A 14860-nucleotide genomic window follows, 5' to 3' on the forward strand; every position below is an offset into this window, starting at 1 on the left:
AGGTGAAGAGATGTCTGCATTATTTACCGCACTAGGCTATTTCTTTAAAGAATTGGTTTTCCTTGTTTCCTACGTAAAAAACAATGCGTTTCCTCAACCCTTATCTGCTGCTGAAGAAAAGAGATATTTATCTTTAATGGAACAAGGAGATCAAGAAGCGCGAAACCTTCTTATTGAACACAATCTCCGGCTCGTTGCGCATATTGTTAAAAAGTTTGAAAACACGGGAGAGGATGCGGAAGATTTAATTTCAATTGGGACAATCGGTTTAATTAAAGCAATCGAAAGTTATTCGCAAGGAAAAGGAACAAAATTAGCTACTTATGCCGCACGATGTATTGAAAATGAAATATTGATGCACTTGCGAGCGCTCAAAAAAACAAAAAAAGATGTGTCGCTCCATGATCCAATTGGCCAGGATAAAGAAGGAAATGAAATCAGTTTGATTGATGTATTAAAATCAGAATCAGACGATGTAATTGATATGATTCAACTAAATATGGAATTAGAAAAAATAAAAGAATACATCGATATTCTCGATGATCGAGAAAAGGAAGTAATTGTTGGCCGCTTCGGTTTGGATCTGCAGGATGAAAAAACCCAGCGAGAAATTGCAAAAGAATTAAATATTTCAAGAAGTTATGTTTCGCGAATTGAAAAGCGAGCGCTGATGAAAATGTTTCACGAATTTTACAGAGCCGAAAAAGAGAAAAAAAAGAGCGGAAAGAAGGAGAATTAATCCTTCTTTCCGCTCTTTTTTTAAAATAATTTCCAAATAATAATCCGTAGCAAACACATCATTACTCCCCCTACTAATCATTTAGGTGGAATCTTTCTCCACAAGCAGCCATACAACGATATATCCTTTTTGATTAATCATCATTCATCCACTCCTTTCCACTGTTCAAATTAGAAATGACGATAAAACTCATACTTGCGGTCTTTTATTTCTTCTTCTAATTGTCTTACATACTGTTCATGCTTAATTTCTGCCTCTGAGTATTGACGGGACTTTATGGTAATAGTTAAAAAGAAAATGTTCAGTGTCATTACAATCACCTCCTTATACACAAAAAAGCCACAGTAATGCATAAGCATCCTGTGGCTGAAAAATAATAAAAACCACAGGGCTACTATTCGCACCTGTGGTGAATTAACGTGTTTTAATGATCAAAGTAAGAAAGTTACTTGATACAGGAACACGGCCGAATAGTATACGTATATAGACGATTTTTGAACATAGTTGAAACTGGATGACCCATAACTGATAAACGTCTTAACATATGACTCGACCTCCTTTTAATAAAGTATTTTCCTTACAATGGTAATTATATCCACGGACTCATAAAAAGTAAACTGTTTTTTTGAAAAATAGGGAATTTTTTTATTTTTTCAACCCTCATAAAAAAAAGACGATGTATAATCGCCTTTTTACATCTATTATTCTTTTTCTTTCATTAGTTCTTTTTTCAGTTTTTTAGTTTGATAACTAAAATAAAAGGCAAGGGCGGCAAAAAGAATAACGATCGCTTCCATTATTCCAAGCTGCATATCACTTTTTTCACCTTGGCCAATCATAACACCAATGTACAAGAATGTACTTACGGCTAGAAGGACGTAAATAAAGCGGCTGTAATCTTCAATTTTTGCTTTGATGTGTTGAGCTTTCATACAATCACCTTCTCAGTAGAATGTTATAACTCTACTCTATCATAGATCTATAGGTCTATGAAAATCCTATTTTTACCACAATCATTTCAATGCCTCTTCTAAGTCTTCAATTAAATCTTCTACATCTTCAAGGCCTACAGAAATACGAATTAATCCATCTGTAATTCCTAGCTCTTTACGTCGGTCGCTCGGTATAGAAGCATGAGTCATTTTAGAAGGAATGGAAATAAGGCTTTCAATGGCTCCTAAACTTTCTGCTAATGTAAAATATTTCACTTTGCTCAGTACTTGTTCCGCTTTCTCTTCGCTTCCCACATCAAAAGAAACCATTCCCCCAAAACCTCTTGCTTGCTTTTTAGCAATAAGGTGGTTTGGGTGGGTTTTTAATCCTGGATAATATACTTTTGTAACAGCAGGATGAGCAAGTAAAAATTCTACTATTTTCCCAGTGTTGAATTCATGTTCTTCCATTCGTATTCCTAATGTTTTAATCCCCCTCATCAAAAGCCAAGAATCTTGGGGTCCTAAAATGCCTCCAGTCGCATTTTGAATAAAATGAAGGTCTTCTGCCAATTTAGGCGAATTCACAACAGCTAGCCCTGCTACAACGTCACTGTGGCCGCCTAGATACTTAGTTGCACTGTGCAGAACGATATCCGCACCTTTTTCGATAGGGTTTTGCCAATACGGGGTACTGAATGTGTTATCAACGATGGTAAGTAAATGATGCTGTTTAGCTACTGAAGAAGCCTGCTGCAAGTCAGTAATTTTTAGGAGAGGATTCGTGGGAGTCTCGATATAAATAGCTTTTGTGTTGGGGCGAATTTCTTTCTTAATATTTTCGATGTCGCTTGTATCAATAAAAGTAGCTTCAATGCCAATACGGCTCAGCACTTTTGTAATCACTCGGTACGTTCCTCCGTATACGTCATCTGTAATTAGCACATGATCTCCGCTGTTAAACAGCATGAATACAGCAGTAGTAGCTGCCATACCAGATCCAAACGCAAACCCCGCATATCCTCCTTCAATTTCTTTGATAAGTTCTTCTAAGGCGTGTCGTGTAGGGTTACCGGTTCTCGAATATTCGTATCCCGTATGTTTTCCAGCTCCCTCTTGTTTATAAGTGCTCACTTGATAAATAGGAACAGAGACAGCACCCGTCTGTTCATCGCCAACAATTCCACCATGAATTAATTGTGTTTTACGTTTCATCTTATCTTCCTCCACTGTAAATATTTTTACTTAAGTACCGTTCGCTGCTATCGGGAAAAATGGTGACGATATGAGCGCCTTTTTCTGCATTTTTTGCTTCGAGCAGGGCTGCTTCGAAGGCTGCTCCTGAAGAGCTCCCTACTAGTAACCCTTCTTTTAAAGCCAGCTCTTTCACTCTTTGAAAAGCATAAACATCTTCAACAGTATGAATAGCATTAAAATAAGACCGCTCCATATAATCAGGGATGAACTCCATTCCAATTCCTTCAGTTAAGTGAGGGCCGGATTTCCCTCCGTTTAAAATCGAACCTTCTGGCTCCACAATGACTGTTTTTAGAGAAGGATTTTTTTCTTTCAAAAATTTTGCTGTACCCATAAATGTTCCACCTGTACCTGCTCCAGCTACAAACACGTCGATTTTTCCATCAAGCTGTTCATATATTTCTGGCCCTAAGGTTTTGTAATAAGTCATAGGATTGGCCGGATTAGCAAACTGCTGAGGACAATAAGAACCAGGTATTTCACGCAGCAGCTCTTGAGCCTTGTTTATAGCACCTTTCATACCAGCTTCAGTAGGTGTTTGAACCACAGTTGCCCCCAAAGCCTTCATAAGCTGCTGTTTTTCAATACTGAATTTTTCTGGAACACATAGTATGACGTTTATTTCGTGCTGAAGAGCAGCTAAAGCCAGCCCAATCCCCGTATTTCCAGCAGTAGGCTCAACCACCGTTCCGCCTCGCTTCAGTCTTCCAGAGCTAAGAGCTTCTTGCATCAGTTCTTTTCCTAAACGATCTTTTACACTTCCTCCTGGATTAACATATTCCAGTTTAGCAAATATCCTGATTTCTCTAGGTAAATCAAATTGTGTAATCTCAATCATAGGTGTGTTTCCAATCAATTCATGAATGTTTTTGGCTACCTTCATAATCTTGAACACCTCGCTATCAAATAATATAACTTAACCTATAAATAAAGTCGGAATTAAGGTAAAAATATAGTCTACACCCCATGTTATGATAAACGATGCAGAGTGTAGACGAAAACAAACTCTATATTTTACGAACAGCTTATTTTAATTTTGTAATAAAATTCAATACTAATTTCGTTGAATTAACAGCTGCTTTTTCTAAAAATTGCTCAAAAGAAACATTTGATTCTTTGCCGGCGATGTCAGAAAGAGCACGAAGAATAACAAACGGTACGCCAAATTGATAGCATACTTGAGCAACAGCCGCCGCTTCCATTTCAGCTGCATACAGGTCTGGAAACTTAGAGCGAACAAACTCTACGCGCACAGGATCGTTCATGAACGAATCTCCTGTAGCAATTAGTCCTTTTACAATTTTCATATCCGTTACTTCAAGAGCACTTTCTTCAGCAAGACGAACTAGTTTGTCATCTGCTTTAAAAGCTGCAGGCAAGTTTGGCACTTGACCGTATTCATAGTTGAATACCGTTACATCTACATCATGATGACGAACTTCTGTTGAAATAACCGCATCCCCTACGTTTAACTCTGGATGGAAGCCGCCTGCTGATCCTGTGTTAATAACGTAATCAGGTTTGAACTTCTCTAGTAAGATGGCTGTAGATAACGCAGCATTTACTTTTCCAATACCTGATTTTAATAATACAACCTCCACACCGCTAATTGTTCCTGTTGAGTATTCACATCCTGCGATTACTGTTTCTTGACGATTTTCAATTTTATCGCGTAAAATCGTCACTTCTTCTTCCATTGCTCCAATGATTGCTACTTTCATTTTAAAACCTCTTTCTACTATTGTTTCGTTGCCTCCAATACCCACACAAAGTGATTAAATTGTGTAAAGGTTATGTGAAAACCATTGCTTTCAAAGATTTGCTTTAAGACGGGAATCGTTGTATAGTATTCCCTCTCTAGATCTTCTGCTAGTTGCGTATATCCTTTTTGTTTTGCCTGAACAATGGTATCAGCAAATGAATCCGCTGTTTCAAACATTGTATCAGCAAACACTATTTTACCACCGGTTTGAAGTAACTTTCCATAGTTTATCACAGCTTCTTCTTTTTCTTTATCTGTTAAATGATGAAAAGCATACGTACTAACTAAGCTCTCTGCTGGAAACAATGATGTATCAAATTGTAAAAAGTCTCCTGGTGTGACTAAAACATCTGCCCCTAATTTCTGGTGTGCCAATTGTCTCATTGGTACTGAAGGTTCAATTCCTACTACAGTCAGTTCTTTTTCTAACAGTTTTTTTGTTAAGTTTCCAGTCCCTGTTCCAAATTCTATCACATGCCCTATTGAACGGTCTGCTACATATTCTAAGATTTCATTATAATTGCGAAACACTTCTCTATACTGTTCATCTTTCCCGCTTACCGATGCATCATACTCATTCGCCCACTTTTCAAAGATATCTAAAAACTCTAGACCCATAAAAAACGCCTCCTCATAACTAATAATTCTTATGGATATAGTATGTTTTTAGCTATCGTTTGTTCTTCATTTACAAATTATTTTAAGCTTTTAACTTTCTATTTGCTATACTATAGTAATGAAGTAAGGAGGTCGTAAGATGAACTTTGAATTTGAAATGATTGAAGATAAAATAGAATTTTTTGAAGCGCCTGATGTTAAAATACTTGAGAAACAAATTGCTGAAAAAATTGATCAAAATAAAGCGATTTTGCTTGAGGTGCACAGCGTATCTCATCAAATGTCTGTGGACTATGAACAAGGTAAAAAACTGTACTCTGCAGTTGTTCATTTCAAATTAAAAAAGCAGCGCTAGCGCGCTGCTTTTCTTATTGAAGCTTGTCTACCACTGCGGGCTTCCAGCCTTCTCCATCTACCCATTCAATTTGAACGCGGTATTTTGTTGAGGAGTTGCCTTTAGGACTAACCGTAGCTACCGCTTTACCTACGCCACCGTTATTCCCTAAACGCCATACGGTCATGTTGCTTGGGCTAATGCCTGACCCTTCGCCTACAGCTTTTAGCATTTCGTTCCAATCCGTTGATCCTTTTTTATATGTTGCTGCAGGTGCATCTTGTGACGTACCTACTGAATCCCATGAAGGATCTACCTTGCGTTCTGCCACGCCAGGCTCTGGATTTTTCTCTACTTCAGCCTGTGAATCTGAGTCGTTTGATTCTTCATCTGTTGCTTGATCATCTTCAGAGCTTTGGTCATCTTCAGAACTTTGATCGTCCGTTGCTTGATCATCTGTTGCTTGATCATCTTTCGAAGAATCATCGTCTTTTTTAGCCGTCTTGTCCGTTTTTTGGTCATTTGTTTGCGGATTGTTTTGAGTTGTTTCCGCTTGGTTATCCGATTTATCCTTGTTTCCAAGAATCATCGTACCACCGACAAATACAATTAAAACTGCTACGACAGCAATTAACAGATTATATAATCGGTTTACTTTTTTTTCTTTGTTTTCGTGTCTTGAAGAACGATTGTTATTCATTGCTACAATTTCCTCCAACTTTTATAATGCTTTATTCTAACATGTGTTTTCTTATACATGAAGCATCAAAATTTATTTGAAGTATATTTGTAATATTTTTTACAAATTCTTCTTGTTTTAACGTGTATTTAAGTCATACATCCCTTTAACAATATCATAAAATACGCTGTTTGTGGGAGATATCGCACTTTTTGTATTTAAATCCACTACTACCATTGCATATTTTGGATCATCTGCAGGAAAGTAACCGGCAAACCATTTATTGACGATATCGTCTTTCACACTGATTTCAGCAGTTCCTGACTTTCCTGCCACTTCATAAGGAAGCGTTTGAAATCTTCTTCCTGTTCCTTTTTCGCTCTGTACGACACCTTTTAAAAGCTGCTGCATAGAAGCAGCTGTGGCTTTATTAATGGTATCTCCTTTTAGCTCATGCTCTTTAAACGTATACAATGACGTGTTGTTTTTATACTCTAGCGCATCTACAGCTTTTACCTGTTTCTTTTCTCCTCCACGTGCAATTGTCGCCATCATATTTGCTACTGCAAGCGGAGTCACTTTTACATCAAGCTGTCCAATTGCCGTTTGCGCTACAGCATTTGGTACTTTTTTTTCTCTTGTATTTGTCCAAACTCTTCCCGATTTTTCTCCTAAAAACTGCTTAAAATGTTCAAAGTGGAACACATCACCTGTCCATCCTACAGGCTGAATAAGCCCTAACTTATCAGCATATTGTTCAAGGATATTCGGATTAGATATTATCATTTCTTTTGCTAGCTGGGCAAACGTTGCATTACAACTTTGCGCGAAGCTTTCTTCAAACGTCAGCTGCCCTTTTTGATGATCTTCTTCTACATTATTGCCATAAATACTTTTATCGCAGTTATAGGTCAAAGAAGGCTGAATTTTATTTTGTTCAAGCGCTGCAGCAGCTGTTACGGTTTTAAATATAGATCCAGGAGTTTGTGGCGTCAGCAAACGATTTTCTACGCTGTCTGAACCATTTTGCTTTTTAAATGGATCTTTCTTATTAATCGAAGGCCTGCTGGCCATCGCAATTACTTTATTATTTTTTATATCAATTAAGACAGCTCCTCCGTCTTTTAACTTATAATGATTTAATGTATTCTCCACCAGCTCCTGAGCAGACAAATCAAGCGTCGTACGCACACTGACTGGATAATAAGGGTTAGCTGTACCCGTGTATTTTACATCGATGCCAAACATAGGCCCACCTAGGCGATCAACATGATAAAGGAGCTTAGACTCCTGTTCAGGCAGCAAAAACTCGTCAAAAGCCCTCTGCATCCCTGAGATACCTACAGGCGTAGTTGATTTAATTGCTCCATTTTTCAATTTGTCACTATACTTCTCTTCAATTATTTGTTTGCTTTGTGCCTCTAGTCCGATTAAATGTTCAGCAAGAGGAACTGGACGCTCATCTTTTAGAGGAATTCCAAATACGCCAGGTACCTTTAATGCATTTATTTTTTCGACTTGTGCATGGGATAATTCTTTTGTAATAACAACCGGTGTTTTAGCATTCGCTAGTCTGTTCGTTAGTTCCTTTGGTTGCATTCCCACGATTTCACTTACTTGCTGAACAGGCCACTTCATTTTTTCTAAAAATGGAAACAGGACTAAGCGATTATGCGTGATAGATGTTAAAGACTGTCCATTTTTATCTTCAAATTTCCCTCGCCCGTCATCTACCACCATTTCCTGCGTACGCTGTTTTACGCTTCCTTCAATTAAGTTAATCTTTTTGTCAGTAAAAGATTCTGTGCTGACAAGCTGGAGTTGAACAAGCCGTGCTCCCAGTCCACTAATTAATAATAAAATAAAAATAAGAGTAATATAAATTCGCTTGTGAATTATTTTCATGACTACACCTCACTCTTTACAAGTGTCGACGTTGCCATTACTTTTAAAACCATTATCTTAAGAAATATTCATTCTTTTTTTCATTTCACAAAAAAACTTGCTGATTCAGCAAGTTTTTATTATTAATTTTCTGTTAAAAATTGTTGAGTTGTTCTTAGCTTTCCTATTTTCGGAAAGATGTAAGAAAGAGTTGCTTCATGCTCTTCTTTTGTAAATGTCGCCATGGCATCCGTGATAAAAATTTGGTTATACCCATACTGAAATGCTTCACGAGCTGTGCTTTCCACACCAATATTTGTTGCAATTCCGCAAAGGACAATTGTATCAATTCCTCTTCGGCGAAGCTGAAGGTCTAAATCTGTCCCAAAAAAGGCTCCCCACTGACGTTTTGTCACAATGTAATCATTCTCTTGAACATTAAGTCTTGGATCGAATTCCGCCCAGTCTGCAGGTCTTTCTTGAGGAGCAGATGGCTTTTGATCCGTTTCTGGCGTCAACGCATCTTTTCCATCTTGAAAATCTACTCGTACAAAGCTAATAAATCCATTTTGTTCGCGGAAACGATTCACAAGCTGAACAGATTTCTCCACAATTTCGTCTCCTCCAATTGGAACAATCCCTTTTTGTAAATCAATTAAAACAAGCGCTGTTTTAGTAAAATCGATATCTTTCATTTTCATCTTTCCTTTCTTACATATCTTTTCTATTCTCTCCGCTTTTTAAAATCATATAAAAAAAGCTGACGCGTGTCAGCTTTTTTAATTACGAGCATTCAGTAGAACGCTTCCAACCATATGTTTTACTTAACAGATACAATTTTCACTGACATATCTCCACCAGGAGTTTGAACAGTTACTTGATCTCCAATTTGTTTGCCCATTAGACTTTTAGCAATTGGCGAATCATTTGAAATTTTCCCTTCAAACGGATCTGCTTCTGCACTACCTACAATTGTATACGTTTCTTCGTCACCATCTGGCAACTCTACAAATGTTACAGATTTACCTAATGATACAATAGAAGAGTTTTCTACATCTTCTTCAATAATTTTCGCATTGCGAATCATATTTTCAAGCGTTGTAATACGGCCTTCTACGAAAGCCTGCTCGTCTTTTGCAGAATCGTACTCAGAGTTCTCCGATAAATCTCCAAAACTGCGGGCGATTTTGATACGCTCTACAACTTCTTTACGTTTTACTGTTTTTAAATATTCTAGCTCTTGCTCTAGCTTTAGCTTTCCTTCTTCTGTCATTGGAAATACTTTTTCTTGTGCCATAATCCCTTCACTCCTTCTTGAACTCAAAATCTCTAGTGTATACAGTCCATTTCTGTATGTACAAAAAATTTTCCACTCTGTGGAAAAATCAGTTAATAGAGAAATGACAGCTTCAAAATAGAAGCTGCTCGTTTCTCTATTCTTTATAATGTTTGTGTTTAGTTAGCAGAATATGTCTGCATTGTCTTCAAAAAAATTCCTGCATCTATGCTATGTTATTATAAAATGGCATTTTGTTCAAGAATTGTTTGAATTTTAGTGACCATCAAGTCAATCGCTACGTGGTTTTGACCGCCTTCAGGAATGATAATATCTGCATAACGTTTTGTTGGTTCAACAAACTGATTATGCATCGGGCGAACGACAGATACGTATTGATCAACAACTGACTCAAGCGTACGCTCTCGTTCTTTAATATCACGAAGCATACGACGAATGATACGAAGATCCGCATCTGTATCTACGTATAGCTTGATATCCATTAAATTACGCAAGCGCTGATCTTCTAGTACAAGAATACCTTCTAAAATAATAACATCTTTTGGTTCTTCTCTAATTACCTTTTCAGAGCGCGTATGAATTGCGTAATCATATACCGGTTTGTCAATGCTCTCATAATTTAATAAGTTTTGCAAGTGTTCAATCAGCAAATCATTATCAAATGCTAAAGGATGATCGTAGTTTGTTTGCAAACGCTGTTCAAACGGTACATCGCTTTGATCTTTATAATAATAGTCTTGCTCAAGAAGCATAATAGAATGCCCTTTAAAATACTCATAAATAGCTTTGGTTACAGTTGTTTTACCAGAACCGGATCCACCAGCGATACCGATTACAACGGGCTTTTTCCCCATTTTATATTTAAATCCCCTTTCGCATCATGTTATATGAAAATAGAGGTTGGTCCACTTTAAATTTCACAATTTGCAGCGGATGACGCGCAGCATCTAGTTCATTGCCATCTTCGTCCCAAATTTTATCTATTTTTTGCGTAAAGTTTTTAATTTCCGGACCGAAAAATTCCACTTCTTCTCCCGGTTTAAAATAGTTACGCTGTTGCAATGTCACGATGCTTGTTTCTTCATCATAATTCAATACTAAACCAGCAAAATCAAATTTTGTTTTCTTGCCGTGTACGCCAAACATTTGCTCATCTACTCCAGGAACCCCTTCAAAAAAGGCAGGAGCCGTATCGCGGTTTGCACATTTGTCTAGCTCATCAAGCCATTCTTTTTGAATCACAAAATTCTCAGGATCTGCACAGTATGCGTCAATCACCTTGCGATACACGCTCACCACTGTTGCGATATAGTGAATCGACTTCATACGTCCTTCAATTTTTAAGCTATCAATACCCAGCTCAATCATTTGAGGGATAGATTGAATTAAATTTAAGTCTTTTGGACTCATTGCAAACGGATCGTCTTGCTCATCAAATAAAGCTGTTTCCGTTTTACCGTCTTCTACTTTAAATAAATCATAGTCCCAACGGCATGATTGACAGCAGCCTCCGCGGTTTGAATCACGCGCTGTCATATGGTTACTTAGCACGCAGCGGCCTGAATAAGCAATACACATCGCTCCGTGAATAAAAGCTTCAATTTCAATATCCACTTTTTCTTTCATTTCGCGCATTTCTTCAGCACCCGTTTCACGAGCAAGTACAACACGTTCTAATCCTTCTTCTTTCCAGAACTGAACGGCTTTCCAGTTTGAAAGTGATTGCTGCGTACTTAAATGTACTTCAAGCTTAGGTGCAACGCGTCGACAGGTTTCGATAATTAACGGATCAGCTACGATGATTCCAGAAACACCAGCGCGCTCTAATCCCATTAAATAATCTTCAAGTCCGTCCATATTTTCATTGTGAGCAAAAATGTTTGTTGTAACATAAATACGTGCGCCGTATTTGTTTGCAAACTGAACACCTTCTGCCATTTCTTCAAATGTAAAGTTATCTGCATTTGAACGAAGGCCAAACTCTTTTCCTCCGATAAATACAGCATCTGCTCCATAGTGTACGGCAACTTTTAATTTTTCAAGGTTACCGGCTGGAGCTAACAACTCAGGCTTCTTAGTAATAACTCGTTTACCTTCTACTACAGTATCGATTTGAACAGCCATCGTTTGTACCTCCTTTGTTTATCTTTCTTTGCATGCTTTTTAATATACCGTTTCTTTAAAGAAAAACCCTGTGTCTAACGGGCGGTTAATTGGCTGCAAGCTTTCAATTTCTTCTAACAAATCGTCTTTAACGTTTTCGTACTCTTCACGGTCATCTACACATAAATCAATCGCTTGACGATATTTTTTTGTTACTTCTAAAATATATTGCGGTGACTTTAATACGCCGTCAATTTTGAATACATCTACTTCAGCATCAATCATTTCGGAAAGCTCATCGATAATGCACATATCATTTGGACTCATAATGTGCGTTCCATTTTCATCTTCGAAAATTGGATACTTATTGTTTCGCTCATTATCAAGTAAAAACATATCTTTTTCTACTTTACGATTTTCAATTTCCATGACTTTTCCTTGATACTCAAAGTAGTTGCCAAGAAGTGAACGTTTTGATTGGAACATACACGTCATGCCATGCACCTGAACTTCAATTTCTACTTCGGCTTTTTCTTTGATATCAATGATGCTATCCATGCTTAGCTCACGAGCAAGAACTGCGCGCTTAGCTCCTTTACGCCCCCAGTAGTTACATGAATACCAGTTTGTGCCCGTTGTTTCAGTACTCCAGTGCATCTTCATTTCTGGAGCTGTTTCACGCACTGCCATCAATACAGCAGGATCTCCAAATACAATCGCATCCACGCTTGCTTCTTTTAAGAATAAAATATATTCATTTAGTTCGGCGATTTTATCATTGTGAAATAATCCGTTCATCGCTACGTAGACTTTTGCATTATGCTGATGAGCAATATTTACAGCTTCTACGATATCTTCACGTTTGAATTCACCTGCTAAACGCAAACCGTAGCGCTGTTCACCAACCATAACAGCTGTTGCTCCAGCTTGTAGTAATGATTCGATTTCCGAAACTGCAGTTGGTGTCACTAATAGTTCTGGTTTTTTCATTCTTGGTCACCTCTTTTAATACTAATCGCGATTCCGTCTCCAATAGGGAGAATAGTTGTATAATAATTGGGATGATTCATCAGCCACGTATTGTATGCCTGAATTTTTTTAATTAAGCTACGGCGTCGACGTGTTTCTACTTCGGCCAAATCAGTCGCTACGTGACCTTTAAATAGTACGTTATCCGAAATAATCATTCCTTTAGAAGATAGCATCGGCTCATAATGTTCAAAAAAACGCTGATACTGACCTTTAGCTGCATCAATAAAAACTGCATCATAGGGACCATGACGTTCAATTTCATCTCTAAGCTCTAGTGCATCCCCAAACAACGACACAATTTTATCTTGTTTTCCCGCCCGTTCAATAAATTCTTGCGCTTTTTGGTAACGCTCTTCATTTCGTTCTACCGTAACCACTCGTGCCTCTGGAAGCGCATGGGTCATTCGAATAGACGAATATGCAATCGCTGTTCCAATTTCTAATATATGTTTTGGCTGATGAAGACGAAGAATTTGCAATAGCGTTTCAACACCAATCAATTCCATAATCGGAACGTGATGTTCTTTTGCATAAGCTTCCATTTCTTCAATAAGCTCCTGGCGCTTAGGAATAAGCTTTTCCACATACTGCTCTACGTTTTGTAAAAGCAAAACACTTCCTCCGTTCTCAGAAGTACATTTTACATTATGTTTTCATAACGTTTCATTACTGCAAAATAGTAAGACAACTAGTCTATTATAAGTTTTTTTCGTTTTTACGTAAACCCGATATATTTTAACATAAAAGATGGGGAATGCGAAGTATCGCGATTCCCCAATTTTAAATTTCCACTTATTTTTCGGTATTTTGCTTTTCTTTACCTGTAATATGCTTGGCTTTTTCTTTGTTATGTTCTTCTAACGTTTTGGTAAAAATAACTTTTCCTTCAGGTGTGGCCAAGAAGTATAAATAATCTGTATTGGCTGGATGTAACGCAGCTTTGATTGACATTAAACCAGAGCTGGCAATTGGTCCTGGAGGCAACCCTTTTACTTTATACGTATTGTAAGGAGAGTCCACTTCTAAATGCTTATAGAACACGCGGTCTTTATGCTCTCCTAAGGCATATAAGACGGTTGGATCCGTTTGAAGAGGCATGTTTTTTTCAAGGCGATTATAAAAGACGCTGGCAATTTTTTCTCGGTCGACTTTCGCAGTCGCTTCCTCTTCAATGAGAGAAGACATGGTTAACAATTTATGTGCACTGAATTTTTTCTTCTTCATTTGCCCACTGTACTGACCTAATACATTATTTGTTTTCCCTACCATTTTATCCAATATTTCATCTAACGACACATTTTTATCATAAAAATCATACGTAACGGGATATAAATAACCTTCTAGCGGATGTTTAATATCTTTTTGCATCACTTCATCCGTTACTACATCTGGATATTTTTCTTTCATTTTATTGACGAATGCCTTATCGTCTAGCTTTTTCATGACTTCGTCTTTTGTAAACTTTGTATTTTTAGCAATGATATCAGCAATTTCGACAAGCTGGCGTCCTTCTGGAATGGTGACACGAATATCAGGTTGTTTTGAAACCTCGCCTTTTTCCATTTTTTCAACCATTTCCCCTAGACTCATGGAAGGAGAAAATAAATACGTTCCAGCTTGAAATCCAGACACATGGGTTAATTTTACGTAATAGCGAAATGCACTTTTACTTTTAATTAAATCTTCTTTTTTCAATACCGTACCAATCGATTGGACGGAAGAACCTTGTGGAATGGTCACATTTACTTTTTTATTGCTGTTTCGATCCACGGGCGTTAAGCGGGATTGAGCATAGAAAAATGCACCGCCAACTAGTAAAAGAAGTACGATAATTGTAATAAAAATAACTCGTTTTTTTCTTGAACGATTAGGTGGTAAAAATGTTTGTTGCGACAAGCAGCTTCCTGGTTAAATCTACTTCTGTAAAAGAAGATACAACCAGTTTCACCTCTTTTCTTCTTGATTTTTTATAAGTATGAACAGAGAGGAGACATGAGATTGCGATTCATTCGTATCGCCTATAGGTGTGAGATGGTATCGCTTCCTTAAACTCTCGCCTCTTCTAAAATTTTTCCATGATTTATGTTATTGTCTGCCCAAAGTCTAGTTTCATCCGTTCAAACAATGAATTCTTTTATTAAAATGCACTCTCACACGCAGGAATTATTATACTACAATTTATCTTATTTTTCGTCATTATCATACAATCTGCCCTAAGAATGC

The 14860-nt window shown here is 37.4% G+C and carries 17 protein-coding genes; 2 read left to right on the plus strand and 15 right to left on the minus strand.

Translation table 11 applies throughout. The annotated features are described in order from the left end of the window. Positions 1–10 precede the first annotated feature (10 nt). Positions 11–739, plus strand: a complete 729-nt coding sequence (gene sigK, locus MKY06_RS23395; RefSeq protein WP_013059268.1) for an RNA polymerase sporulation sigma factor SigK — start codon at positions 11–13, stop codon at positions 737–739. Positions 740–909: 170 nt separating this feature from the next. Here sigK and MKY06_RS23400 read toward each other — a convergent pair whose 3' ends face one another. The 6 genes from MKY06_RS23400 to MKY06_RS23425 all read right to left on the minus strand — a co-directional run bounded on the left by MKY06_RS23400 (position 910) and on the right by MKY06_RS23425 (position 5308). Further along, positions 910–1050, minus strand: coding sequence for a YrzI family small protein (locus tag MKY06_RS23400; RefSeq protein ID WP_013059269.1), 141 nt, complete (start codon positions 1048–1050; stop codon positions 910–912). Positions 1051–1440: 390 nt separating this feature from the next. Further along, entirely contained in the window at positions 1441–1671 is a 231-nt protein-coding gene (locus MKY06_RS23405; protein ID WP_013059270.1) for a YrhC family protein, read from the minus strand. An 81-nt stretch (positions 1672–1752) separates the two neighbouring features. Further along, positions 1753–2886 carry a bifunctional cystathionine gamma-lyase/homocysteine desulfhydrase gene (locus tag MKY06_RS23410; RefSeq protein WP_013059271.1) on the minus strand — a complete coding sequence of 378 codons (1134 nt, stop codon included), beginning with the start codon at positions 2884–2886 and terminating at the stop codon, positions 1753–1755. A gap of 1 nt (position 2887) precedes the next feature. After that, on the minus strand, positions 2888–3811 hold the full coding sequence (locus tag MKY06_RS23415; protein ID WP_029320142.1) for a PLP-dependent cysteine synthase family protein: 924 nt from the start codon (positions 3809–3811) through the stop codon (positions 2888–2890). A 142-nt stretch (positions 3812–3953) separates the two neighbouring features. After that, positions 3954–4649, minus strand: a complete 696-nt coding sequence (gene mtnN, locus MKY06_RS23420) for a 5'-methylthioadenosine/S-adenosylhomocysteine nucleosidase (RefSeq protein ID WP_013059273.1) — start codon at positions 4647–4649, stop codon at positions 3954–3956. 17 nt (positions 4650–4666) lie between these two features. Next, positions 4667–5308, minus strand: coding sequence for a class I SAM-dependent methyltransferase (locus MKY06_RS23425; protein ID WP_013059274.1), 642 nt, complete (start codon positions 5306–5308; stop codon positions 4667–4669). 139 nt (positions 5309–5447) lie between these two features. On the opposite strand from MKY06_RS23425, the gene MKY06_RS23430 reads away from it, so the two are divergent. After that, on the plus strand, positions 5448–5663 hold the full coding sequence (locus MKY06_RS23430; RefSeq protein WP_013059275.1) for a DUF2536 family protein: 216 nt from the start codon (positions 5448–5450) through the stop codon (positions 5661–5663). Between the two features lie 13 nt (positions 5664–5676). On the opposite strand, the gene MKY06_RS23435 is transcribed toward MKY06_RS23430, so the two are convergent. The 9 genes from MKY06_RS23435 to mltG form a co-directional block, all read right to left on the minus strand. After that, positions 5677–6342 carry a YrrS family protein gene (locus MKY06_RS23435; protein WP_013059276.1) on the minus strand — a complete coding sequence of 222 codons (666 nt, stop codon included), beginning with the start codon at positions 6340–6342 and terminating at the stop codon, positions 5677–5679. 117 nt (positions 6343–6459) lie between these two features. After that, positions 6460–8226, minus strand: a complete 1767-nt coding sequence (locus MKY06_RS23440) for a peptidoglycan D,D-transpeptidase FtsI family protein (RefSeq protein ID WP_053487743.1) — start codon at positions 8224–8226, stop codon at positions 6460–6462. 122 nt (positions 8227–8348) lie between these two features. Continuing rightward, positions 8349–8906, minus strand: coding sequence for an isochorismatase family protein (locus MKY06_RS23445; protein WP_028410598.1), 558 nt, complete (start codon positions 8904–8906; stop codon positions 8349–8351). Positions 8907–9025: 119 nt separating this feature from the next. Beyond that, on the minus strand, positions 9026–9502 hold the full coding sequence (gene greA, locus MKY06_RS23450; RefSeq protein WP_013059279.1) for a transcription elongation factor GreA: 477 nt from the start codon (positions 9500–9502) through the stop codon (positions 9026–9028). A 218-nt stretch (positions 9503–9720) separates the two neighbouring features. Then, positions 9721–10356: a uridine kinase gene (gene udk, locus MKY06_RS23455; protein WP_013059280.1), complete on the minus strand. Its 636-nt coding sequence runs from the start codon at positions 10354–10356 to the stop codon at positions 9721–9723. A gap of 7 nt (positions 10357–10363) precedes the next feature. Further along, a complete protein-coding gene (locus tag MKY06_RS23460; RefSeq protein ID WP_013059281.1) occupies positions 10364–11626 on the minus strand; it encodes a peptidase U32 family protein in 1263 nt (420 codons plus the stop codon). A gap of 39 nt (positions 11627–11665) precedes the next feature. Further along, positions 11666–12595 carry a peptidase U32 family protein gene (locus tag MKY06_RS23465; protein WP_013059282.1) on the minus strand — a complete coding sequence of 310 codons (930 nt, stop codon included), beginning with the start codon at positions 12593–12595 and terminating at the stop codon, positions 11666–11668. Further along, positions 12592–13248 (minus strand): O-methyltransferase, encoded by a 657-nt coding sequence (locus tag MKY06_RS23470; protein ID WP_098476292.1) that lies wholly within the window; start codon positions 13246–13248, stop codon positions 12592–12594. Before MKY06_RS23470 ends, MKY06_RS23465 begins: the two co-directional genes overlap by 4 nt. A 181-nt stretch (positions 13249–13429) precedes the next feature. Then, complete coding sequence (gene mltG, locus MKY06_RS23475) at positions 13430–14533, minus strand: endolytic transglycosylase MltG (protein ID WP_055992485.1); 1104 nt, start codon at positions 14531–14533, stop codon at positions 13430–13432. Positions 14534–14860 lie beyond the last annotated feature (327 nt).

This window comes from Priestia sp. FSL P4-0332 (genome assembly GCF_038005845.1).
Lineage (GTDB): Bacteria > Bacillota > Bacilli > Bacillales > Bacillaceae_H > Priestia.

Excerpts from the sequence above, each read along its gene's own strand:
- sigK (WP_013059268.1), top strand. The coding sequence starts at position 11 with ATGTCTGCATTATTTACCGCACTAGGCTATTTCTTTAAAGAATTGGTT.
- MKY06_RS23400 (WP_013059269.1), bottom strand. The coding sequence starts at position 1,050 with ATGACACTGAACATTTTCTTTTTAACTATTACCATAAAGTCCCGTCAA.
- MKY06_RS23405 (WP_013059270.1), bottom strand. The coding sequence starts at position 1,671 with ATGAAAGCTCAACACATCAAAGCAAAAATTGAAGATTACAGCCGCTTT.
- MKY06_RS23410 (WP_013059271.1), bottom strand. The coding sequence starts at position 2,886 with ATGAAACGTAAAACACAATTAATTCATGGTGGAATTGTTGGCGATGAA.
- MKY06_RS23415 (WP_029320142.1), bottom strand. The coding sequence starts at position 3,811 with ATGAAGGTAGCCAAAAACATTCATGAATTGATTGGAAACACACCTATG.
- mtnN (WP_013059273.1), bottom strand. The coding sequence starts at position 4,649 with ATGAAAGTAGCAATCATTGGAGCAATGGAAGAAGAAGTGACGATTTTA.
- MKY06_RS23425 (WP_013059274.1), bottom strand. The coding sequence starts at position 5,308 with ATGGGTCTAGAGTTTTTAGATATCTTTGAAAAGTGGGCGAATGAGTAT.
- MKY06_RS23430 (WP_013059275.1), top strand. The coding sequence starts at position 5,448 with ATGAACTTTGAATTTGAAATGATTGAAGATAAAATAGAATTTTTTGAA.
- MKY06_RS23435 (WP_013059276.1), bottom strand. The coding sequence starts at position 6,342 with ATGAATAACAATCGTTCTTCAAGACACGAAAACAAAGAAAAAAAAGTA.
- MKY06_RS23440 (WP_053487743.1), bottom strand. The coding sequence starts at position 8,226 with ATGAAAATAATTCACAAGCGAATTTATATTACTCTTATTTTTATTTTA.
- MKY06_RS23445 (WP_028410598.1), bottom strand. The coding sequence starts at position 8,906 with ATGAAAATGAAAGATATCGATTTTACTAAAACAGCGCTTGTTTTAATT.
- greA (WP_013059279.1), bottom strand. The coding sequence starts at position 9,502 with ATGGCACAAGAAAAAGTATTTCCAATGACAGAAGAAGGAAAGCTAAAG.
- udk (WP_013059280.1), bottom strand. The coding sequence starts at position 10,356 with ATGGGGAAAAAGCCCGTTGTAATCGGTATCGCTGGTGGATCCGGTTCT.
- MKY06_RS23460 (WP_013059281.1), bottom strand. The coding sequence starts at position 11,626 with ATGGCTGTTCAAATCGATACTGTAGTAGAAGGTAAACGAGTTATTACT.
- MKY06_RS23465 (WP_013059282.1), bottom strand. The coding sequence starts at position 12,595 with ATGAAAAAACCAGAACTATTAGTGACACCAACTGCAGTTTCGGAAATC.